General features: G+C 65.1%; 25 protein-coding genes and 1 tRNA gene. 10 read left to right on the top strand and 16 right to left on the bottom strand.

The window, feature by feature from the left end; all coding sequences use genetic code 11:
- Positions 1-102: 102 nt before the first annotated feature.
- From ftsX to prfB, 3 genes are all read right to left on the bottom strand, one after another.
- On the bottom strand, positions 103-1,017 hold the full coding sequence (gene ftsX, locus ACYVF5_RS06600) for a permease-like cell division protein FtsX (RefSeq protein ID WP_460944557.1): 915 nt from the start codon (positions 1,015-1,017) through the stop codon (positions 103-105).
- Positions 1,014-2,123 (bottom strand): cell division ATP-binding protein FtsE, encoded by a 1,110-nt coding sequence (gene ftsE / locus ACYVF5_RS06595; protein ID WP_460944555.1) that lies wholly within the window; start codon positions 2,121-2,123, stop codon positions 1,014-1,016. The genes ftsX and ftsE overlap by 4 nt, the downstream gene beginning before the upstream one ends.
- An 85-nt stretch (positions 2,124-2,208) precedes the next feature.
- On the bottom strand, positions 2,209-3,315 hold the full coding sequence (prfB, locus tag ACYVF5_RS06590) for a peptide chain release factor 2 (RefSeq protein ID WP_460944553.1): 1,107 nt from the start codon (positions 3,313-3,315) through the stop codon (positions 2,209-2,211).
- A gap of 81 nt (positions 3,316-3,396) precedes the next feature.
- Between prfB and ACYVF5_RS06585 the strand changes: the two genes are divergently transcribed.
- Positions 3,397-4,686 (top strand): MFS transporter, encoded by a 1,290-nt coding sequence (locus tag ACYVF5_RS06585; protein ID WP_460944551.1) that lies wholly within the window; start codon positions 3,397-3,399, stop codon positions 4,684-4,686.
- A 34-nt stretch (positions 4,687-4,720) separates the two neighbouring features.
- Here ACYVF5_RS06585 and ACYVF5_RS06580 read toward each other — a convergent pair whose 3' ends face one another.
- The 7 genes from ACYVF5_RS06580 to ACYVF5_RS06550 form a co-directional block, all read right to left on the bottom strand.
- Positions 4,721-5,152: a pilus assembly protein TadG-related protein gene (locus tag ACYVF5_RS06580; protein WP_460944549.1), complete on the bottom strand. Its 432-nt coding sequence runs from the start codon at positions 5,150-5,152 to the stop codon at positions 4,721-4,723.
- A 4-nt stretch (positions 5,153-5,156) separates the two neighbouring features.
- On the bottom strand, positions 5,157-5,603 hold the full coding sequence (locus tag ACYVF5_RS06575; protein ID WP_460944547.1) for a hypothetical protein: 447 nt from the start codon (positions 5,601-5,603) through the stop codon (positions 5,157-5,159).
- A gap of 16 nt (positions 5,604-5,619) precedes the next feature.
- Positions 5,620-6,021 carry a TadE/TadG family type IV pilus assembly protein gene (locus ACYVF5_RS06570; RefSeq protein WP_460944545.1) on the bottom strand — a complete coding sequence of 134 codons (402 nt, stop codon included), beginning with the start codon at positions 6,019-6,021 and terminating at the stop codon, positions 5,620-5,622.
- 11 nt (positions 6,022-6,032) lie between these two features.
- The gene (locus tag ACYVF5_RS06565; protein WP_460944543.1) at positions 6,033-6,221 is read right to left on the bottom strand and encodes a hypothetical protein; all 189 of its coding nucleotides are present in this window, start codon (positions 6,219-6,221) and stop codon (positions 6,033-6,035) included.
- Between the two features lie 88 nt (positions 6,222-6,309).
- Positions 6,310-7,248 carry a type II secretion system F family protein gene (locus tag ACYVF5_RS06560; RefSeq protein ID WP_460944541.1) on the bottom strand — a complete coding sequence of 313 codons (939 nt, stop codon included), beginning with the start codon at positions 7,246-7,248 and terminating at the stop codon, positions 6,310-6,312.
- On the bottom strand, positions 7,245-8,108 hold the full coding sequence (locus ACYVF5_RS06555) for a type II secretion system F family protein (protein WP_460944539.1): 864 nt from the start codon (positions 8,106-8,108) through the stop codon (positions 7,245-7,247). Before ACYVF5_RS06555 ends, ACYVF5_RS06560 begins: the two co-directional genes overlap by 4 nt.
- Positions 8,105-9,334 (bottom strand): CpaF family protein, encoded by a 1,230-nt coding sequence (locus ACYVF5_RS06550; protein WP_460944537.1) that lies wholly within the window; start codon positions 9,332-9,334, stop codon positions 8,105-8,107. The genes ACYVF5_RS06555 and ACYVF5_RS06550 overlap by 4 nt, the downstream gene beginning before the upstream one ends.
- Before the next feature lie 147 nt (positions 9,335-9,481).
- Here ACYVF5_RS06550 and ACYVF5_RS06545 point away from each other — a divergent pair, with 147 nt between their 5' ends.
- From ACYVF5_RS06545 to ACYVF5_RS06520, 6 genes are all read left to right on the top strand, one after another.
- Positions 9,482-9,772 carry a DUF1330 domain-containing protein gene (locus ACYVF5_RS06545; RefSeq protein WP_460944535.1) on the top strand — a complete coding sequence of 97 codons (291 nt, stop codon included), beginning with the start codon at positions 9,482-9,484 and terminating at the stop codon, positions 9,770-9,772.
- 184 nt (positions 9,773-9,956) lie between these two features.
- Positions 9,957-10,427, top strand: a complete 471-nt coding sequence (locus tag ACYVF5_RS06540; protein WP_460944533.1) for a hemerythrin domain-containing protein — start codon at positions 9,957-9,959, stop codon at positions 10,425-10,427.
- Positions 10,428-10,777: 350 nt separating this feature from the next.
- Positions 10,778-10,975, top strand: a complete 198-nt coding sequence (locus ACYVF5_RS06535) for a hypothetical protein (RefSeq protein ID WP_460944531.1) — start codon at positions 10,778-10,780, stop codon at positions 10,973-10,975.
- Positions 10,976-11,216: 241 nt separating this feature from the next.
- Positions 11,217-11,783: a TetR/AcrR family transcriptional regulator gene (locus ACYVF5_RS06530; protein ID WP_460944529.1), complete on the top strand. Its 567-nt coding sequence runs from the start codon at positions 11,217-11,219 to the stop codon at positions 11,781-11,783.
- Positions 11,780-12,301, top strand: coding sequence for an SRPBCC family protein (locus tag ACYVF5_RS06525; protein ID WP_460944527.1), 522 nt, complete (start codon positions 11,780-11,782; stop codon positions 12,299-12,301). The genes ACYVF5_RS06530 and ACYVF5_RS06525 overlap by 4 nt, the downstream gene beginning before the upstream one ends.
- 409 nt (positions 12,302-12,710) lie before the next feature.
- Positions 12,711-12,792: transfer RNA gene (locus ACYVF5_RS06520), tRNA-Leu, on the top strand.
- 101 nt (positions 12,793-12,893) lie between these two features.
- Here ACYVF5_RS06520 and ACYVF5_RS06515 read toward each other — a convergent pair.
- The 6 genes from ACYVF5_RS06515 to ACYVF5_RS06490 all read right to left on the bottom strand — a co-directional run bounded on the left by ACYVF5_RS06515 (position 12,894) and on the right by ACYVF5_RS06490 (position 17,500).
- A complete protein-coding gene (locus ACYVF5_RS06515; RefSeq protein WP_460944525.1) occupies positions 12,894-13,103 on the bottom strand; it encodes a hypothetical protein in 210 nt (69 codons plus the stop codon).
- 84 nt (positions 13,104-13,187) lie between these two features.
- Positions 13,188-13,643, bottom strand: coding sequence for a hypothetical protein (locus tag ACYVF5_RS06510; protein WP_460944523.1), 456 nt, complete (start codon positions 13,641-13,643; stop codon positions 13,188-13,190).
- 213 nt (positions 13,644-13,856) lie between these two features.
- On the bottom strand, positions 13,857-14,822 hold the full coding sequence (locus ACYVF5_RS06505) for an arginase family protein (RefSeq protein WP_460944521.1): 966 nt from the start codon (positions 14,820-14,822) through the stop codon (positions 13,857-13,859).
- 195 nt (positions 14,823-15,017) lie between these two features.
- Positions 15,018-15,587 (bottom strand): dihydrofolate reductase family protein, encoded by a 570-nt coding sequence (locus tag ACYVF5_RS06500; protein ID WP_460944519.1) that lies wholly within the window; start codon positions 15,585-15,587, stop codon positions 15,018-15,020.
- 169 nt (positions 15,588-15,756) lie between these two features.
- Positions 15,757-16,851: an NAD(P)-dependent alcohol dehydrogenase gene (locus ACYVF5_RS06495; protein WP_460944517.1), complete on the bottom strand. Its 1,095-nt coding sequence runs from the start codon at positions 16,849-16,851 to the stop codon at positions 15,757-15,759.
- Positions 16,852-16,867: 16 nt separating this feature from the next.
- Positions 16,868-17,500 (bottom strand): TetR/AcrR family transcriptional regulator, encoded by a 633-nt coding sequence (locus tag ACYVF5_RS06490; protein WP_460944515.1) that lies wholly within the window; start codon positions 17,498-17,500, stop codon positions 16,868-16,870.
- Between the two features lie 183 nt (positions 17,501-17,683).
- On the opposite strand from ACYVF5_RS06490, the gene ACYVF5_RS06485 reads away from it, so the two are divergent.
- The 3 genes from ACYVF5_RS06485 to ACYVF5_RS06475 are packed head-to-tail and all read left to right on the top strand — an operon-like array spanning position 17,684 to position 20,861.
- Positions 17,684-18,028 (top strand): cupin domain-containing protein, encoded by a 345-nt coding sequence (locus tag ACYVF5_RS06485; protein WP_460944513.1) that lies wholly within the window; start codon positions 17,684-17,686, stop codon positions 18,026-18,028.
- Positions 18,025-19,401, top strand: coding sequence for a flavin monoamine oxidase family protein (locus ACYVF5_RS06480; RefSeq protein WP_460944510.1), 1,377 nt, complete (start codon positions 18,025-18,027; stop codon positions 19,399-19,401). Before ACYVF5_RS06485 ends, ACYVF5_RS06480 begins: the two co-directional genes overlap by 4 nt.
- Positions 19,398-20,861, top strand: a complete 1,464-nt coding sequence (locus tag ACYVF5_RS06475; protein WP_460944508.1) for an APC family permease — start codon at positions 19,398-19,400, stop codon at positions 20,859-20,861. The genes ACYVF5_RS06480 and ACYVF5_RS06475 overlap by 4 nt, the downstream gene beginning before the upstream one ends.
- The last annotated feature ends 49 nt before the right edge of the window (positions 20,862-20,910 follow it).

The raw sequence follows: 20,910 nt of genomic DNA, 5'->3' as shown, positions 1-20,910 counted from the left end.
GAACTCACTCCTGTTGGTGTCGACGGATGCGTGCAGGCAGAATTCGTTCTGCCGAGCAGCCCATCATTCTAACGCCGGGCAGCCCCAACAGCACAACCGGCGTCAGATGCGCAAGTATCTCTTGATGGCGAAATTGGCAGACAGCGCCGCAAGCGCCATTCCGACGATGATCAACAGCGGCACAACGATGAATGCGCTCTGCAGCGTGACGAAATTGACGAAGAGCATCCGCGGTGCCAGGTATCCCTGCACGAAGAAGTGCACGATCGCCACCACGGCTCCACCGGCGAAAAGCGAGCCGATGAGTGCGGCGAAGACGCCCTCGAGGATGAACGGCGTCTGGATGAACCGGTTGGAGGCGCCGACAAGGCGCATGATGCCGATCTCTTTGCGGCGCGAATACGCCGAGAGCCGGATGGTCGTGGCGATCAGCAGCACGGCGGCGATGAGCATCAGGGCTGCGATTCCGATGGCCGTGTAACTGCCCACATTGAGCACCTGGAAAATGGCGTCGAGGTACTGCCGTTGATCGGTCACCTCTTCGATGCCGGCAGTTCCAGAGAAGGCTTCGACGATGACGTCGGACTGTGAGGGGTCAACGAGATTGACCCAGAACGTCTCGTTCAACTGCTCGGGGGTGACGAGCTGCGCCAGTTCGTTGTCGGCGAACTGTGCCTGAAAGTTGTCATAGGCCTGCTGGTGGTCTTCGAAGTAGTACTTCTCGACGAACGGCGCCAACGCGGGTGAGTCGAGCTGAGCCTGCACCCCGGTCTTCTGGTCTTCCGTCGCCTCGCCACCGGTGCAGGTCTCCGCCGTGGAATCCGGGGTGCAGAGATAGATCGCCACCTGCGCCCGGTCATACCAGTAGTTCTTCATCTCTCCGATCTGCATCTGCAGCAGCGCGGCGGTCCCGACGAAGGTCAGCGAGATGAACGTCACGAGAATCACCGAGATCACCATCGAGACATTGCGCCTGAGGCCGGTGAAAGCCTCTTGCCAGATCAGTCCGAGCCTCATTTGACCGGTCCGATGCTCTGCTCGTCATCGTCTGACGAGGCGCCCGAGCGTAGTCCGAGGCGCTCGGCGAGGGTCAGATGCTCATAGGCATCGTCGTGGGAACGCGTACGGGGAATCGAGATCGATCCCGTATCGTCCTGAATCGGAGCTGCCTGACCCTGCAGCCCTGCCTCACCCGTGTGCTGCCCGGCTGCATCCGATGGGCGCTCAACGTCGTTCGCCGAGGGATCCGCGTACGCATTGCGTGCCGCCTCTCGCATCGGCGCCGCGTGTGAGCGTGAGTCCCGGGGGACGGCACCCGCCTGGCGCGGGATCGACTGGGTCTGCGCATCAGCCTCTGCCGCAGCGGCCGCGACATCGTCGCGTGCGCGCTTGGCCGACTGCCCTCTCACGAGAGCAGGCCCGAGCTCTGGAACGATCCCAGTGTCGCCGTACCCGCCCTCACGTTCATCGCGAACCACCTGGCCGTCGACGAGCTCGATCACACGACGCTGCATCTTGTCGACGATGCCGGCCTCGTGCGTGGCCATCAGAACGGTGGTGCCGCCCGCGTTGATCCGCTCGAGCAGCTGCATGATGCCTGCGCTCGTCGCGGGGTCGAGGTTTCCGGTGGGCTCGTCGGCCAGCAGCACCTGCGGTTTGTTCACCACGGCGCGCGCAATGGCGACACGCTGCTGCTCACCACCCGAAAGCTCGTGGGGCAGACGCTCGGCCTTGCCGTCGAGACCGACCATCGTCAGAACATCCGGAACGGCCTCTTGCACGAACCCGCGCGACTTGCCGATCACCTGAAGGGAGAACGCGACGTTCTGAAAGACCGTTTTGTTCGGAAGCAACCTGAAGTCCTGGAACACAACGCCGAGGTTGCGCCTGAAATAGGGGATCTTGCGGTTCGAGATCGTGCCGAGATCGTTTCCGAGCACGTGAATGGTGCCCTTCGTCGGGCGTTCCTCTTTGAGGATCAGCCTCAGGCAGCTCGACTTTCCCGAACCGGATGCTCCGACGAGAAACACGAACTCGCCCCGGGCGACCTCGAGGTTCATACTGTCGATCGCGGGGCGTTTGGTGCCCGGATATTTCTTCGTGACGTTCTCAAATCGAATCATGACGAGTTGAGCCTAAGCACCCGCACCCCGATTGCCCGTCAGACACGCCTAAACGCATGCGAGCCCTCAGCCTGCGGCTCGATCGTCAATCGTCGCCCTGCTTGCGCCAGCGAATGCCCGCAGAGATGAACCCGTCGAGGTCACCGTCGAAGACATGCTGCGGGTTGTTCACTTCGTAGTCCGTGCGCAGGTCTTTGACCATCTGGTACGGCGCGAGAACGTATGACCGCATCTGGTCGCCCCAGCTCGCGGTGATGTTGCCGGCGAGCTCTTTCTTCTTCGCCGCCTCCTGCTCGTTCTGCAGCAGCAGCAGGCGCGACTTGAGCACACGCATGGCCGCGGCCCGGTTCTGGATCTGGCTCTTCTCGTTCTGGCAGCTGACCACAGTCCCCGTCGGCAGGTGCGTGATGCGCACAGCGGAGTCGGTGGTGTTCACCGACTGCCCGCCGGGGCCGCTCGACCTGTAGACATCCACGCGGATGTCTGTGTCGGGGATCTCGATCTCGGCCGCCTCTGCCATCAGCGGAACGACCTCGACGGCGGCGAAGCTCGTCTGCCGTTTGCCGGCCGAGTTGAACGGGCTCATTCGCACCAGGCGATGTGTTCCCGCCTCAACGCTGAGGGTGCCGAACGCATAGGGAGCATCGATCTCGAAGGTCGCCGATTTGACCCCCGCCTCTTCGGCATAGCTCGTGTCGAGCACCGTGGCCGGATACTTGTGCTGCTCGGCCCAGCGCAGGTACATACGCATCAGCATCTCGGCGAAGTCCGCCGCGTCGACACCACCGGCGCCCGCTCGGATCGTGACGACGGCCGGAAGCGCGTCGTATTCGCCGTTGAGCAGCGTCTGCACTTCGAGATCGCCCATGATCTTCTGCAGGGCGGTCAATTCGGCACGGGCTTCGGCCGCCGATTCTTCGTCGCCCGCCTCGTTCGCGAGTTCGATCAGCACCTCGAGGTCGTCGAGCCTCGATTCGATGCTGTTGACGCGTTCGAGCTCGGACTGCCGGTGGCTGAGTGCGCTCGTGATCTTCTGGGCGTGTTCGGTGTCGTCCCAGAGGTCGGGGGTGCCTGCCTGCTCGCTGAGTTCGGCGATGTCTGCACGCAGACGATCGAGGTCGATCACCTGCCGGATATCGCTGAACGTGGCGCGGAGTGCCCGGATCTGGTCGCTGAGGTCAAGATCTAACATGTCGGCATCAGCCTACCCGGCACCGCCTGCCCGAAACCTGCACCGGGTGATTTCGACATCTGCGTAAGCTGGTGAATCACCATGACCAGTGCCGAGCCTTCTTTCAGCATGCGCGCTGTCGCCGCCTGGGCATACCTGCCGACGCTCCTCTTCTCGGTCGGCGAAGGCGCCCTGATCCCCCTCATCCCCGGCGTCGCCACGAACCTCGGCGCCACTCTCGCGATAGCGGGGGTCATCGCCGCCATGCTGACCGTCGGTCAGCTGATCGGCGACATCCCCAGCGGATGGCTCGTCGGGGTCGTCGGCGAACGCGCGGCGATGATCGGCGCCGCGTTCGCCGCCGTCGGCGCGGTCGTTCTCGCGTGGCTCTCGTGGTCGCCTTGGGTGCTCGGCGTCGCCATCCTCATCCTGGGAATCGCGACGGCGGTCTTCTCGCTGGCGCGTCACGCCTTTATGACAACGTATGTGCCGATTCAGTACCGCGCGCGGGCCCTGTCGACACTGGGCGGTGTGTTCAGGGCGGGGATGTTCATCGGCCCGCTGCTCGCGGCCCCGCTGATACATCTGACGGGCACAACGGAGTCCGTTTATGGCATCATGATCGCGTTCACCCTCGCCGCTGTGCTCGTGCTGATTCTGCTGCGCAACCCCGAAGCGGCCTTCGGCGCCGGCGGGCGACAGCGGGGCCGCGCAGAGCCCTCAGGGGGCGAGCGTTTCGCGGCCGACGAGGCGCACGGCTTGCTCCGCACGGTCTGGAACAACCGCGGCGCACTCGTGCGTGTCGGCAGCGGTGCCAGCCTGATCTCTGCGATGCGGGCGACGCGAACGGTGCTCCTGCCGCTCTGGGCGGTGAGCATCGGGGTCAGCGAGGCGAACACCGCCCTCATCATCGGGTTGGCCGGCGCCGTCGACTTCGCACTGTTCTATGTGAGCGGACAGGTGATGGACCGATTCGGCCGACTCTGGGCGGCCATCCCCTCGATGCTCGGGCTCGGTTCCGGCATGCTCCTGCTGGCCTTCACCCACGATCTGCCCAGTGCCGTTGTCTGGTTCATCGTTGCGGCGGGTGTGCTGTCCGTGGCGAACGGACTGAGTTCCGGAATCATCATGACGCTCGGGGCCGATCTCGCCCCTCAGCGCTCCCCCGCTGCATTCCTCGGTGCGTGGCGGTTCACCGTCGACTCTGGCTCGGCGGTAGCCCCGCTCGCGCTCGCGGGCATCACGGCGGCGGTGTCGGTGTCATTCGCCGCCGGAGCACTCGGCATCGTCGGGTTCCTCGGCGCCTGGCTGCTCGCCCGCAACGTTCCACGCTATGTGCCGCACCCGCGCCGGCGGCCGAGTGTTGACGATGCCCCGGAAGCAGGCGTCTGACGAGGCCTCGACTGCGATCGGGGAGCTGTGCCCGTCAGTCGAACACAGACCTCGCCACGCTCGAGGCGTCAAGACGGATGCCGTCCGGCACGAAAAGGGTCAGCACCGGCGGCATCCATGCGCTCGACAGGGTGACGCTCGCACTCTTGCCGTCGATCGACCCGGCCTCTTCCAACCGCAGATTGTCGAGCTGGGCTGCCGGGTAATCGTCGAGGAATGTGGTGACGGCGGTGTGGACGTCTGACGATTCGAGGGTGACCGACGGTTTGTCGCCGTCGAACGTCGCGGTCGACAGGTCGAAGGCCTCTGCCCCGACAAGTGCTGCGGCATCGGCGAGCGCCAGCAGTCGCTTGCGCTCGAGATAGAGCGAGGTCGAGGCGGCGACGACGAGGATGATCACCAGCGCGAGCGCGCCGTAGAAGATCGTCAGGATCAGGGACGAACCGCGTTCGTCTGTGAGAGTCATGTCGTCATCCCTCTCTCCAGAATCGGGAGACCTGCTGTGTGGACTGCGCTTGCACGGGAACCCGAGCCGCCTCTGAGAGGTCGAGAACGCTCGGCACAAGAGGCATGCCGACGTCGACCCGCACCGTGATCGTGACGAAACCGGAGCGAGTGAGGCACGTGTCGCCGCCCGCACAGCTGATGGCGATTCGCGCGTCTTCAGCGTCGATCCCGTAGTCGCCGAGCGCAATCGCCACGGCGACCTCTGCGCGCTGCTGGGCTGCCTCTTCGGTCCCCGCCTGCACATACACGCGTGCAGCCTGCCGGGCTGCACCTTCAGCGGCCAGGGTTCCGCCCTGCAGCGCACTCAACGCGAGCACGAGATACACAAGCGGAACAAGAAGAATCAGGCCGGCGGTGATGAACTCGAGTGACGACGACCCGTCGTCCGCCGAGAGTCTCGTCACGGTCATCCGCTTACGTGCTCCCTCACTCCTCGGCGGTCTCGAGCGCTGCATGACCGGACACCTCCAGCCCGTCGGCGATACCGATCAGCCCGATCAGCGGCAGCGTCGTCGACACGGTGATCTCGGTGCTCGGGTGCCCGAGAAAGTCGCCGTTTCGCGCGGTCACCTGCGTCGCATAGGACGGCCCGATCGCGGTGCTGATCAGCTCTCTTGTGCGAGCCGCCCCATCCGCCAGTGTGTTGTCGGCGAGCGCTGCGTGACGCGCCCCCTCAGCGGCAGCGTCGAGAACGGTATTGCGCACGTGCAATCCGAGGGCGAGCTGGATCACGGCGAGGGTCAGCACGCTGAGAAGCACAGCGACGAAGGTGAACTCGACGACCGCTGATCCCTCGTCATCTCGCCACACCAGGGGCTTCTGGAGCACGGTGGTCGTTCCTAGAAGCCCGAGACTCTGCTGATCGCCTGCTCGAAGATCTGGCTGAGAGCAGGGCCGGCGAGGGCCCAGATCACGATGACGAGCCCCGCGGTCATCAGCGTGATCAGAACCCACCCGGGAACATCTCCACGGTCGTCCCGCGCACGCTCCAGCCAGATCGCCGTCGCACTCCTGTGTCTGGTCATCATCAGTCTCCTTCGTCGTGCTTCTGCTCGTCGTGGTTCGTTTCGATGTTGTCTGGGGGTGCTCGTGTCGGGGTGCTCGTGTCGGCGTGGGTCAGAACCCCGCCTGCAGAACGAAGACGCCGGGGTAGATCGCGAATGCGACACTGAGCGGAAGGATGAAGAAGACCAGCGGAACGAGCATGGCGACCTCTTTTCTGCCCGCGCTTTCGAGCAGCATCCGCTTCGACTCTGAGCGAGCGTCCTGCGCCTGCGCCCTCAGCACGTCTGCCAGTGGAGCCCCTCGTTCCAGGGCGACGCTCAACTGTTCGATCGCCCTGCCGAGAGCGGGAACGTCGACGCGTCGCGAACATCCTGAGAGCGCTGTCGCCAGCGGCACTCCGGTGGCGACGTCGTCGACCACACGCCGGAACTCCGCGCTGAGCTCCCCTGTGCCGACACGGGCCACCCGTTTGAGCGAATCGAGGATCCCCTCGCCCGCCGACAATGTCAGACTCAGGAACTCGAGGACTGTCGGGAGCTCCTCTGTGATCCGCGATGCCCGCGCTCGCGCCCGGCGTTGCAAGAGGACGTCCCTGGCAATGGCACCGCTGATGCCGAACAGCAGCGGAAGCAACAGCGCCACCGCTGCCGGGAGCGTCGCGTTCGCCAGGGCGGCAGCCGAGACTGCGGCGCCGATACCGCCTGCGACGAGCACAACGAGCAGCTGTTCATATCGGAACTGGGCAACGGTCAGATCGAGCCTGGCTTGGTCGATGCGGCGCTGGACACCTGCATTGCCGCCCGCGAACACCGAGAGCCCCGCCACCAGGCGAGCGGCGAGCGGCGCGAACATCGCCCCGAGGATCGGGAGCGGATCGCTGCGGCGCCGGTCGGTGTGCACACGAGCGTGCTCAGACACATCGACGATGTACGGCGCCACACGGTCTGCGAGTGACGGGCCAGACAACCGCGGCAGTGTTGCCGCGATGCTCCAGAGCCCCAAGCCGAGCGAGATCCCGAGCGCTATCGCCCATGCCGACATCGGATTCATCCGAACCACCGCTTCTCACGAGGCAGCCGGCCGATCGAGACCATCAGACGATAGGCGATCATCGACACGGCCGCGCCGACGAGGATGAGCGCTGTCCCGCCCGCCGAGTTGTAGGCGAGCTGTGCCTCGGGCCGAGTCGAGAGCAGCAGCAGAACTATCCACGGAGCAGCTGCACCGAGCTTCGCAGCATTGCGCACCCAGGACTGCCGCGCAGACACCTCGGAACGTATGGCGCTGTCTTCTCGCAGATACGCGGCGAGATTGCGAAGGATGCCGGTGAGATCGGTTCCGCCCACCTCCCGGGCCATCCGGACGGTTTCGATGATGCGATCGGGCACGGGGTCGGCGAGTGCGCCTTTGAGCCTGTCCAGGCTGTCGGTGAAAGAACCCGTGAGGCGGTAGTCCCGCTCGAACTCGGCGAACTCCGGCCGAAGTGCCGCCGGTCCGGATCGCCCGAGGCTTGCAACGGCATCCGGGAGCGCGACACCGGACCGCACGGCGGAGACCAGATGGTCGAGCACGTCAGGCCACAGGGCGTCGTGCACGGAGCGGCGCTGGTTCTCTCGCCAGGTCACGGCGGCATAGGGCGCGACCGCACCGAAGCACGCAGCCGCCACGGCAACGGCGACGACGCCGAGGGTCGCGAGTGCCACGGCACCGGCGACGGCCGCCACCAGCACCGACACAACGACGAACATGGCGACGGGAACCCGGGCGAAGCCGGCCCGGGCGAGCTTCTCGGCGAGCGGCCTCCGTCGCCCCGATGACGCTGTGACGGTCGCACGACCCCTCGGCCACAGCCACGGAGCAACGGTCAGCAGCGCACCGGCCGCGAGAAGACATCCGAGCACCCAGGTCATGCCGATGCCCGCTCGATGAGAATGTCCGGATCGATGCCGGCACGCCGGAACTTCTCTCTTCTGGCCGGCCGAGCACCGGTCGCCCGAAGCTGATCACCGACCAGCTCGAACAGCGCCGTCGCCTCGATGATGCCGCCCCGAATCGCACCCGTCGGCGCCAGCACTTCGGCAACCCGTCTGCGACCGTCGCTGTCGATCTCGCAGTGCACAACCAGATCGATGCTCGTCGCCACGGTCGGTTGCACGAATGCCGAGTCGATATTGCGGCCGGCGAGCAGTGGCAGGGTCGAGAGTTTGACGAGGGCGTCGCGAGCGGAGTTGGCGTGTATCGAACACATCCCCGGGAGCCCGCTGTTCAGCGCGATCAACAGGTCGAGACTCTCTGCCTCACGCACCTCGCCGACGATCAACCTGTCGGGGCGCATGCGCAGTGCTTCCTTGATCAGGCGTCTCAGGGTGATCTCGCCCGTGCCCTCGAGGCTCGGCTGTCTGCACTGCATCGCGACGACATCCTGCGCGGCGAGGTCGAGCTCAAACGTCTCTTCAACGGTCACGATGCGTTCATCTGGCCTGGCCATCGACAGCAGGGCGCCCAGCATCGTGGTTTTGCCCGCGTGTGTTGCGCCGGACACCAGGATGTTGAGGCCGGCGAGCATCGACGCACGCAGGTACTCTGCCGCACCGGGCGGCAGGGAGCCGAGCTTGACCAACTGCACCAGGTCGCGTGCCCGACGACTGAATTTGCGGATGTTCACGGCGAAGTACCTGCGAGTCACGTCTGGGATGACCACGTGCAGACGACTGCCATCCGGCAGAGACGCATCCACGAACGGCGAGCTGAGGTCGACGCGGCGACCGGTGCTCTGCAGCATCCGCTCGACGAGGTCACGCACCCCCTCCTCGGTGAGAACCGTCGGCGTGAGCTCAGCGATCCCGTTTCGAGCGACGAAGATCCTATCCGGCGCATTCACCCACACCTCTTCGATCGACGGATCGTCGAGGTAGGGCTGCAACGCACCGAACCCGGTCAGCGTCGCGACGATCGCGCTCCGCGCCTGGGCCTCGTCTGCCACGAGCGGGAGCGCACCGCCGAGCGCGCGTTCGCTGTAACGCCGGAGCTCTTCGTGCACGAGCCGGTCGGCTCGGCCTCTCTCGGCGATATCGACACCCTCACGGCGCACCCGCTCACGAACCCGCTCCGTGATGATGTCGGTGGCCGAGGTCATGCATTCGATCATGCACATTTCCGCCGACGCCCGTGAAAGTTATCCACAAGCACACAGGCGACGGCCGATCCATACCCTCTCCCGACGGCACGGATCGACTCGAACACACACCACAAGGGTCGCTTGCCCAGTCGGCAAGGTGCCCACATGACTTTGAAACTTTGTGTTCTGCTCTGGGCGTCGGAGGGGCAGGAACGCGCGCTGACTGAATATGAGAACAGCGTGCTCGCACTTGTCCCGAAGCACGGCGGCGACGTCGTGAGCAGGGTTCGCCGCGTCGATAACGGCGTCGGACCACGTGAAGTGCAGGTCATCCACCTGCCCGATGAATCCGCACTGCGCGCTTACATGGACGATCCCGAGCGTCTCGCGCTGGCCGAGGTGCATCGCCAAGCGGTAGCGACGACGCAACTCTTGAACGTCGAAACGATCGTCTAGTTGTGGAGAACTGATTCTAGAACTGCGATGATACCGGTCTGCCGATATCGATCAGGTGCGGCCAGTTGCGGAAATTTACAACTAACATGGGTGCAGCGTCGCGTGCCGGTGGCAGTTTGTGTCAGGCATGGAGGCGTCGGACCCGAAGGACTGACGATGCTCTCATCGCTCCCTTCGTCGTCGCGTGACTGAGCGCGAGACGACCAGGCTGATTGCCTGGAGCAACGAACTACGCCGCGTGCACCAACGGCTGCGCGACGCACTGGCTGTCGCACAAACAGCCGTAAGCGACGGCGGCCTATCCGAAGACGCGACGCGTGATCTACTGCTGTACTGCCACGGATTCTGCGCGGCACTCGATGGACACCATCGCGGCGAAGACCGCGCCCTGTTCCCTGCGATCGAGGCCGCGCATCCTCACCTAGCTCCCCTGCTGCGGTCCCTCGAACAAGACCACTCGATGATTGCCCATCTCCTCGGAGAACTCAGCGCGGCCGTCAATCGGTCAGCGTCCGCGGCAGAACTGTCTATGCACCTCGACGGAGTTGCCGCGGTGATGGAGACTCACTTCCTCTACGAGGAACGACAGCTCCTGCGTGTACTCGAAAGCCTCGAACTGCACGACGCTGTGCGCGATGTTCTCGGACCCCTGTAGCTGCACAAGCTGGTCGTGCTCCACGCCCAAAGACATGTCCGAAAGCGATCGGCCCGTAACCGAGTATTGAACCGGCCACCGTTTATGACGGCCGGTTCGGCGTAGCCGCTGAACGAGTCCGCAAACGATCGTTTTCGGTCGGACGCGAAGCGAGCGTGACAGTGCCGGGCTATGGGGGGCGCTCCAGTGCTGCAGGCTGGCTGCTCCTCGACTGGCGGCGCTCGGGGAGTTGCGCGGAGGACGGCGGACTCATGCGAATCGACTCCCCACCACGCTAGGTCATTTCCCCCTGCGGCGGATGCGGAAGCGCATCGCGGCTTCATAGGCTCGTGGACGAGGAGGTGCTCACAATGTCCGTCGAAACGCACCGAAATCTGTACCGAATCGCGTCGGTCTTCACCGCTGTGATCGCTGTGACGTTCGTCGTCGTCGGGATCGTGACTCAGACCTGGGTCATCGTCGGCGTGTTCGCCGTTATCGGCATGGCTGGACTCGCTTCGTACCCCGTCCTCGCGCATCCACGACGCGATGACGGCGACCGCGCTTGAACCAAGCCCGGCCGGTCCCGACCACCCTGGGGCGACCCGTCGAGTTTAACGACCCGGGCCCCGCACCCTGATCCGCGGGGTGACGGACAGGGTTGGGACGGTCAAGGTCGTCCCGGCTGTCCAGTTCGACGTCGGCCGCACGCGAGGACGTGTCGAGCGCCTCAACCGAGCGGGTCCAATAACCCGACGCAGCCGCACTGGAGGCGACGGGAAATTACGATACTCGTGTAGCGTTACTACCGTGCCGCGACCTAGAGACCCTGCCGCCGACGCGGCCATCCTCGCGGCCGCCGACGAACTGCTCTTCGCAGAAGGCTACGAGGCGCTGACGATCGAGCGCGTGGCGACCGAAGCGGGTGTGGCGAAGACGACGGTGTACCGGCGGTTCCCCACGACCGAGCACCTCATGGCGACCCTTCTCGAGTCGTGGCAGGCCGAACTCCCGCTCGTGATCGAGGGCGACCTGCGGACCCGCGTGACCGGGCTCGTCGTGGCGCTGGCGCGGGCTCTGGATCCCGCGCCGATGCGTCGGGTGGTCGCGGAGCTGGCTGCTGCGGCCGCCCGGGATCCCGGATTGCGGAAGCGCGTCACCGCGCTGTGGGGCGCGCGACGCGACGCGGCCGCCGCGGCGTTCCGCGCCGCACTCGATCCGGACGAAAGCGTCGACACCGACCTCTTGCTCGATCTATTCATCGGCCCCCTCTACTACCGCGTCGTCGTCACGGACGCGGTACTCGACGACGCATACGCCATGTCGCTTGTGGATACGGTGCTGCGCACCATCCCGACCCGAGGAGATCATCCATGACCCCCCGTCCCCGACGCCGCCGCGTCGTCCTGATCACCATCGGCGCGGCGCTCGTCGCCATCGTCGGCGCCGCCCTCGTGCAGCGCGCGCATCCGCACGTGCTCAGTTCGTCCATCGACATCGACGCTCCACCGAGTACCGTCTGGGACGTGCTCACCGACTTCGCGGCCTACCCGGAGTGGAACCCGTCGCTGCTCGGGATGCGGGGGGTACCGGAGGTCGGAGAGACGCTGGGCTTCCGCACCGCCGACGACGGATTCGACGTCACGCCGACGGTTCTCGCCGCGACGCCCGCCGCCGAACTCCGCTGGAAGGGTCATCTCGTCGTCGTCGGACTCTTCGACGGCGAGCACCGGTTCACCCTCGAGGAGCTCCCCGGCGGCGGGACGCGCCTCACCCAGGACGAACGCTTCCGCGGCATCCTCATCCCGTTCATGGCCGGCTGGCTCGACGCAGAAACACTGCCAGAGTTCGCCGCGATGAACGCCGCACTCAAGGAACGCGCCGAGTCGCGCTGAACCAGTTAGACGTCTCGGTCCGGTGCCGGCGGCCCGATCAGCGCCCAGACCGCGAACGCACGCGTCACGGGAACCCCGCCACGGATTGTCGGTACGAGGCGACGACATCCGTCCCGTCCCAGTCCTACGTCTCGCCGACGATCATCAACAGTCCGCCGCCCCGCCGGGCTGCCGGGGTGCGCAGCCAGTCCGCGCCGGGCGATGATCGGGATGCGATTGACCCGTCGTTCTATCCCCTATTTCTTCATTATGCATTTGAGCATTCAGCGTTCCTTCCCTTGCCGGGGCAGCAGGCGAACACACACCCTGTCCAGCGTGGCGCGTTCGCCCTCGGCACCTCGCAGACGACTCCCCCGCCGGGCGATCCCTCATTCGAGGGGTGAGCACCGGCCTAGAATGAGTGACGCCGGCGGGAGTGGTGAAATTGGCAGACACGCAGGATTTAGGTTCCTGTGCTTTCGAGCGTGAGGGTTCAAGTCCCTTCTCCCGCACCCGATGAGCGATGTTGCAACCCACGCCTGAAGTACAGGTCCTGGGTTGCAGCATCGCTCTCTCCGTTGCCGGCGACCTGCTGTTCGGCCCAGGCGATGGCCTACTGGTTGGTGTCCTCGTCGAGGATTGTGGTGAAGGGTGCTGCGGTGCCGGCGGTGAGGGTGCCGCCTTCGTTGAGGTAGATGCGGGTGAAGAAGGTTTGACTTGCGAGGCGCTTGTTCTGGTCATCGCACCGCTCGTACATCGAGCGGACTTCGCGGCCGAGCTCGTCGCGGTGCAGGGTGTTGAGGTAGCCGATCGGCCCGCGCACCGGGTGTCGTCCGTCGGCGGCGAGAACCGCTTCAGTGACCCGCGCTTCAGCCGGGCATCAGGGAGGGCGCGGCGCTAACGCGGGTCAGCGATCGACGATGGTGAACAGCAGGTCCGAGGGGTCGACAAGCACCTCGACGGTCTCACCGACGTTCATACGACTCCACCCGCCGGAGCGGGCGCGTGCCTCGAATGGTTCGAGGCCGTCGACGCGGATCCGCAGGATTGCGGAGTATCCGTCCTCCAACGGCTCCACGGAGAGCACTGTGGCGGTTCCGGGCACGCCCCCGGCGCGGAGCTGTCGCGTGTCGCGAGCCGATGAGCGCATCCCGGCTAACAGGAGCAGAGCGACCAGAACGCCGACGATCGAACCCGGCGCCCAGTCACCCGCATCCTCCGCGTTCCCGGTCACAAGATGGAACACGAAGATTGCCGGTACGACGAGTCCGGCGGTGATGAACAGCCACAGTAAGACGAGCACGCCGGGACCGAGCTCGTCGGAGGCTTGGTTCCCCTGCCGGATCGGATTCGTCCGTGTCATGTCCGAATTGTAGCCAGGCTTCCGAACCAGGCAGGCCCGTGACATTCACGATGAGCGATCGCGAGCACGATCGATGGCGAGGCTCACATCTCGAATCGCTCCGATCTGCCTGGCGTTCGACACAGCCAAGAACCGCCGAATGAACAAGGGGACCGGGACTTTTCAGCCGGCTCACCGGACAGAACTCATTGCCCTCCGGGTAGAGCATGATGGTCAGACGACGGGCGATGGCATAGCGGTGCGGGGAAGCGTGCGCAGCATGGCGGCCGCGAGCTCGATGACGTACCGTGCGCCCGAGCCGTCTGCATCCTGGTCGGGGTCGTAGATCGCGATGCTCGCGCCCACGCAGCCGGGCTCGGCCACGGCGGAGGTCACAAGTTCGGTGAGCTGTGTGCGTGAGAGCCCGCCAGGTTCGTCGGGATAACCCGCGATCCCCTGCGCCGGAAACTCCTCTGGGTCGAGCACATCCACGTCGATGTGCAGCCACCACCCCGGGGCCGATTTCTGCAGGTGCGCGACAGCGGCCCGGCCCGATGCCGAGGGAGCGGAGACAGTCTCGGCAGCGTTTCGCTTCCATACCCCGAGGTCGGCGAGAGTGCCGACGTTCAGCTCGCGCCGCCACTCATCGTCGCGCTGCCCCAGAAGCGCGAGCGATTCACGGGCCAGCGCGGGAAGGCCGGCGGTCACGGGCCCGTCCACACCGCGCGCAATCAGACCCAAGAGCAGCCCGATCTCGGAGTTGGCTGCCTCTCCGTCTTCCGAAGCGTCCAGCGGTGTGGTGTCTTCGTGTCCGTCGACGTGGAGGAGGCCAACAGTACCGAGCGCGTCGCGGGCACCGAGGACTGCGCCGACGAGCGCGGAGCAGTCACCTCCGACCACAAGTGGAAACCGCGCGTCCCGCAGCGCGGCGGAAACCACCGAAGCTAGCTGGCCCTGGATGTCGATGACCGCGACTTCGTTGAGGAGGCCGCTTGGTCCACGTTGGGCAGTCTGCTTGGCCGGTGTCAGGTCTCCGAGGTCGGCGAGCGGAAACGGGGAGGCGAGGTCAGCGAGACCAGCGTGCCGCAACGCCGCCGCGGCGATGGTCTGGTTGCCCTCGCGGGCATACCCGTCGAACGCGAGTCCGATGAGGTCTATGCGGCGCGGCGAGTCGATGAGTGTGGTGGAGGGAGCGGTCATCGGGGCCTTCCGATGGTTCGTCGGCGTCCAGTGTCTTGGCAGGACCAAGTGTAGATCGCCGGCCCCGGCCGCTGAAGAGGCTGACGCCTCCACTCAGCAGAATGTCACTCGGCACCACATGTCAAGCGAGTCGCGGGAGCGCGCGCTTCAAGCTCAGACCACCAATTTTAACCCGCCGTGCCAGGACGAATCACATCAGGCCGGAACTCGCGTGGGCCGATATCGCAGGGCAACAGCTCCAGACCGGAACTCCTGGCGATCCACGAGCTCAAGCTGGATGCGCTCGCGCAGACCGGCGAGCAACGTCGGCCCGTGTCCGGCAAGGACCGGCTGCACAACGAACTCGTACTCGTCGATCAGTCCCAGATCTGCCAACGCCACCGGGAGCGTCACTCCGCCCACCCACAGGCCCTCGCCTGGCTCCTGCTTGAGCCGCTGAACCGCTTGGCCCACGTCGCCTCGCACCAGCTCGGCGTTCCAGTCGACCCCGCTCAGCGTGCTCGACACGACGTACTTCTTTGTCCGGTCGATGGACTCGGCGAATGGGATGTCCCACTCACCCATCCAGTCGGGCCATGTGCCCGTGGCCGGCTTCCGCCACGCCGACTCCATCATCTCGTAGGTCACCCGGCCGAAGAGCAGGGCATCGGCTCGTGCCATCTCAGTGGTCCAGTAGCGCATCGACTCCTCGTCCGGCGGGAGCCCTGCCTCGTGATGGCAGCAGCCGTCGAGCGTGACATTGATCGAGTATCGAAGTGGCCTCATCTCGTCATCCTCCCTTGATGCGCGCCCGGCGTCGAGCGATCCGTACTCTCAGCCTATTGCCGGGGCCTAAACGAGTGACCGCCACACCTAGACAGAACCGGCTCGCCGCGGGGAGCTGTCACGTTGCTCACGGAGAGCGTCGCGGCCGCATACCGGTTCCGCCGGCTGCTCAGTTCATGACGAGCACCGCTTTGACAGCAGCACCCGACTGTGTGTCTGCGATGGCGCGGTCGATGTCAGCGAACGGATACATCGTCACAAGCTTGTCGAAAGGGAAGGCTCCCGCCTTGTAGAGCGCGATGAGCTGTGGGATGAACACCTGCGGCACGGAATCTCCCTCGATCAGGGAGTGCACGGTCTTGCCGAACATCTCCGCGACCGGGATCGCCGGTTCGGGGCCGCTCGCAGCAACCAGTCCGATGCGACCGCCCACCTTCAATCCCCGCAGATCGTTGACGATCACCGGGACGATGCCTGTGGTGTCGAAGGCGATGTCCGCTCCCCCTCCGGTGATCTCCTGGGTACGCGCGACGACGTCTTCTTCCTTCCCGTTGATGGCGTGGGTAGCACCGAGCTCGAGCGCGGTGTCGAGCCGGGACCGCAGCACGTCGACGGCGATGACCGTCGTCGCGCCCACCGCTCGGGCAGCCATCACGGCAGAAAGACCGACAGCGCCGGTGCCGGAGACGACCACTGTCGATCCTGCGCCCGCGCGGAGGGTGTTGATGATCGCCCCAGCCCCGGTCTGGATTCCGCAACCGAGCGGGCCGGTCAGATCAAGATCGATGCCATCGGGCACCCTGACCGCATTGCGAGAGGCGACGAGCGCGTGGGTCGCGAAGGAGGACTGACCGAAGAAACTGCCATGGACGGCGGAGCCCGATGAATCAGTGATCGTGGTGGAGCCGTCTTCACGGCTGCCGCCGAAGTTCAACGCCATCACCTGCTCGCAGTATGCTTCCTTTCCCAACAGACAATTCGCGCAGCGCCCGCAGGAGGCGAAGGAGACCGCAACACGGTCTCCGACCGCGAAGTCGGTCACCGACGAGCCGACCTGCTCCACGATTCCGGCGCCCTCATGGCCGAGAACGATCGGAAACGGCGTCGGCATCTGGCCGTGGAGAACGGCCAGGTCGGTGTGGCAAAGGCCGCTCGACGTGAGTTTGACCAGCAGCTCGTCGGGCCGCGGATCATCGAGCTCGAGTTGCTCGAAGGTGAACGGGGCGTCTTTGCCGCGGGTCACCGCGGCGGTAATGGCAACCATGTCGTTATCGTTCCTTTCATCTGACCGGGTCTGCTTCGAGCCCGGAGAACCAAAGCGGCATGAGCCGGGTGAGGTGAAGAATGACGGTCTCGGCATCCGCTTCGACCTCACCGCTCGCCCATGCCTCCAACAGACTCATCGCAGCCCCCGCGATATAACGGGCGGTAAGTCGCGGATCGACATCCGCTGGCACGTTCGATTCGTGCAGCAGCACACCGTGGATCGCGTCCGCGAGGATGCGCACCGCGTCGACGCGTGCGCCGCCGTGAGACTTCGGCAGCCACAGGGCACTGAGGTACAGCTCGCGGTGCTCCGCGATGTGATCGACGAGACGACGTTGCGTCGTGTGCATCGCGTGCGCACGCTGCTGTCGGCCGACACCCTTGGTTCTCTCAAAGAGCCCGGCCATCTCATCGAGCGCGGCCCGCATCAGCTCTCCCGCAACCTCGTCGAGACCGTCGAAATGGGCATAGAAACTGCTGCGGCTCACCCCCGCCTCACGCACGATCGCCGTCACCGTGGCCCGAGCACCGCGGGAATGCAGCCGGCCGACAGCAGCAAGCAGTGCCTCCCTGGTGCGGGCGGGCCGAGGGTCGGTCGAATCACGCAGCGACTGACGCAACTGACCTGACACCTTGAGACCGGACACAGCACAAATCTACTCCCTTTCTGGACAGGTGTGCAGAAAACGACTAGAGGTTCCGATGAGGATCACCATCACGCCGACCGGGGTACGTTCGCCAGGTACGGAGACGTCTTGACAAGACACTAAGCACTTGCTTAGCTTGTCCGCGAGCAGTGCAGCCAATCAACCTCAAAGGAGAGGACAGCAATGTCAGAGGAATCGAACTTTGCCGTTTCAACTCGTCTCGATCGAAGTCAGTTAGAACGCTTCGAGCTCGGCCGAGTCCAGTGGCTCAGGCGTTTCGGCGACGGGGGCCGCGACAACATCGGCGCAGGCTACTGGGTTGTGAGCCCCGACGAGGCTCCGGAACCGTTCGACCTGGTCGGCGAAGCCGACGAGACCATCCACATCGTCGAAGGCCGCATCACGATCGAGGTCGAGGGCGGCGTCACCCACGACCTGACGCCCGGAATGAGCGCCTCTCTCAACCGGGGCACCGCAACGCGGTGGACGATCCATGAGCCCGTCGTCGAATTCTTCGTGTACTCATGAGGTCTGTCACTGAACCATCCGCACGGTATGACGTTCTTGTAGTCGGAGCCGGATTCGCCGGCCTTGTCGCGGCGCGGGAGCTCTCGCACCGGGGTCACAAGGTCATTGTGGTCGAAGGCCGTGATCGAATCGGCGGGCGCACCTGGCTCGATTCGAGAATGGGACTCGATCTCGAAATGGGCGGCACGTGGGTGCATTGGACCCAGCCGTACGTCTGGGCAGAGCTCCGTCGTTACGGCTTGGGCGTCGCACCCAGCCCGATTCCCCAACACGCGTTCTGGTGGAACGGACAGGCAGCTGTTTCCGGGAGCCCCGACGAGCTGTTCCAACGCATGGATCGTCCGAACCGGATACTCACCGAAGAATCGCGCACGTGTTTTCCGCAGCCGTTCGCACCGTTCGCCGGCCCGGATCTCACGAACATCGACACGGTGACGCTGGCCGACCGAATCGTTGAGCTCGACCTGAGTGACGAGGAACGGTCCCTGCTGAGCGCGTTCTGGACGCTGAACTTCAACGGACGTCTCGAGCACGCGGCACTGACGCAGGCCCTGAGATGGGTCGCCCTGGCCAACGGGGACTGGGCAGTCACCTTCGAGGCATGTTCGAGCTACAAGATCGAGGGGGGAACGCGCAACCTCGCGTCACACATAGCAGAGCACTCCACGGCAGACCTGCTTCTGAATGCAGACGTGCGGGAGGTTCTTCATGTCAACGACTCCGTCAAGGTCACCTTGGCCGACGGGCGCACCATCAACGCCGCCACAGCGATCGTCACCGCTCCTCTCCATGCACTCGGGCGAATAGCCTTCCATCCGCCGTTGCCGCCCGCACGGACATCTGCGATAGGCGAGGGCCAGCTCGGGCTGGGCGTCAAGGTCTGGATCAGAATCGAGGGCGAGCACGCCCCGTTCGTAGCGCTCGGCGACGCCAGCTGGCCGTTGACCTTCTTCCAATCCGAGTACGTTCACGACGAACACACCTATGTCATCGGTTTCGGCCCAGACGCACACGCGATCGATACGGATGACCGAGAGTCCGTTCAAGCCGTGCTTCGCCGGCTCGTGCCAGACGCGGTGGTTGTGGATATCGCCGCTCACGACTGGGTGGCCGACGAATACTCCGGTGAGACCTGGCCGATGCATCGTGCCGGGTATCTCACGAATTCGCTCCGGGAGCTTCAATCCGCCGACGACGGCCTGAACTTCGCCGGATCGGATATCGCCGACGGCTGGGGTGGATTCATCGATGGCGCGATCGAGAGCGGCCTGACTGCGGCCGCACGCACAGCGCGCGTCCTTGCCGCACGCACGGCGGAATCTGTCGCACGTGATGACTCCCACCACCTTGCCGCTGAAGGACATTTCGCATGACCACCTCAACTTCACGGCGACCGGCGCCGAATCCGCCCGGCCACTCGACAGACCTTCGCAAGGGAGCAATCGGGGTGCTCGGCATCCTGTTCTTCGTGCTGTCGGCACAGGCGCCCCTCACCGGCATCGCCGGTGCGCTTCCCCTCACGATCCTTCTGGGCAACGGCCCGGGCGCCCCCGGCGCATATCTCGTGATCGGTCTCATCATCATCGTCTTCGCCGTCGGATTCATCGCGATGTCGCGTCGCATCGACGCCGGCGGAGCATTCTATGCCTATATCAGTGCAGGGATCGGCCGGCGGGTAGGCGGGGGCGCGGCCTGGCTGGCGATTCTCGCGTACGGCACAGTCCAGGCGGCGATGTACGGCCTGTTCGGCGCGTCCGCCGCCGGCCTGCTGGCGGGCATCGGCATACACACCCCCTGGTGGATTCCGGTTCTGCTCACGATCGCGCTGGTCCAGCTGCTGGGATCGTTGAACATCGAGCTGGGGGCCAGGGTTCTCGCCATCCTCGTCAGCCTCGAAGTGGCCATCCTGCTCGCGTTCGCGATCGGCGTGCTCATCGCGGGGGGTGGGCCAGAGGGAATCGACTTTGCGAGCAGCTTCTCTCCGTCGGCGATCATGGCCGGAGCACCCGGCGTCGCGTTGATGTTCGCCATGGCGTCGATGTTCGGGTTCGAATCGACCGCGATCTATTCGGGCGAGGCGAAGGACCCGAAGCGGACGGTTGCACGAGCGACGTACCTGTCTGTCGCCGTCATTGCCGCCCTCTTCTCGTTCGTCTCCTGGATGTTCGTGTCGTACTACGGCGCATCGAACGCCGTCGGGGCCGCAGCTTCGGCTGTCGAATCCGGTGACTCCACCGCCTTCATCTTCACCGCGCTCGACGACATCCTCGGGGGTTGGTCTGGTCTTGTCGGCGGGATTCTTCTCGTCACCTCTCTCTTCGCCGGCATCCTCGCCTTCCACAACGGCATAAACCGGTACCTACACTCACTCTCATTGCAGGGTTCCCTGCTGGGCACCCTCGCAAGAACGAACAAGCACAAGGCGCCCTCGACTGCAGCATGGGTTCAAACGATCATGGCAGTGGTGCTCATCGGGCCATTCGCGCTCACCGGTCTCGACCCCGTGCTGACGTTGTTCTCGTGGTTCAGCGGACTCGCGGTCGCGGCACTCGTCACCCTCTATGTGCTGAGTTCCGTTGCCGTCGTCAGCTACTTCGTGCGGCACAAGGCCGAACGGCAGGTGTGGCAGACCCAGATCGCGCCCGCACTCGCGGCCCTGTCACTCACGATGGTCCTGTTGTTAGTCGTGGCCAACTTCACGTCGCTCATCGGCGGCGAGATCGTCACGGCCGTGGCCCTTCTGCTCGTGGTTCCCGTCGTCTTCGCGATCGGCGTCGTCAGCGAAGCGCGACGCCGTCGCCCTGAGCCCCAGAAGGAGACGGAACCGGTATGACCCGTGACGCGCACGCGTTCAAAATGCGTCGGCGGTCAGTACGCCGACC

Source organism: Okibacterium endophyticum, from assembly GCF_054780075.1.
The sequence above is the reverse complement of the archived record's forward strand: the minus strand, read 5'-3'. Positions and strand labels throughout refer to the sequence as shown.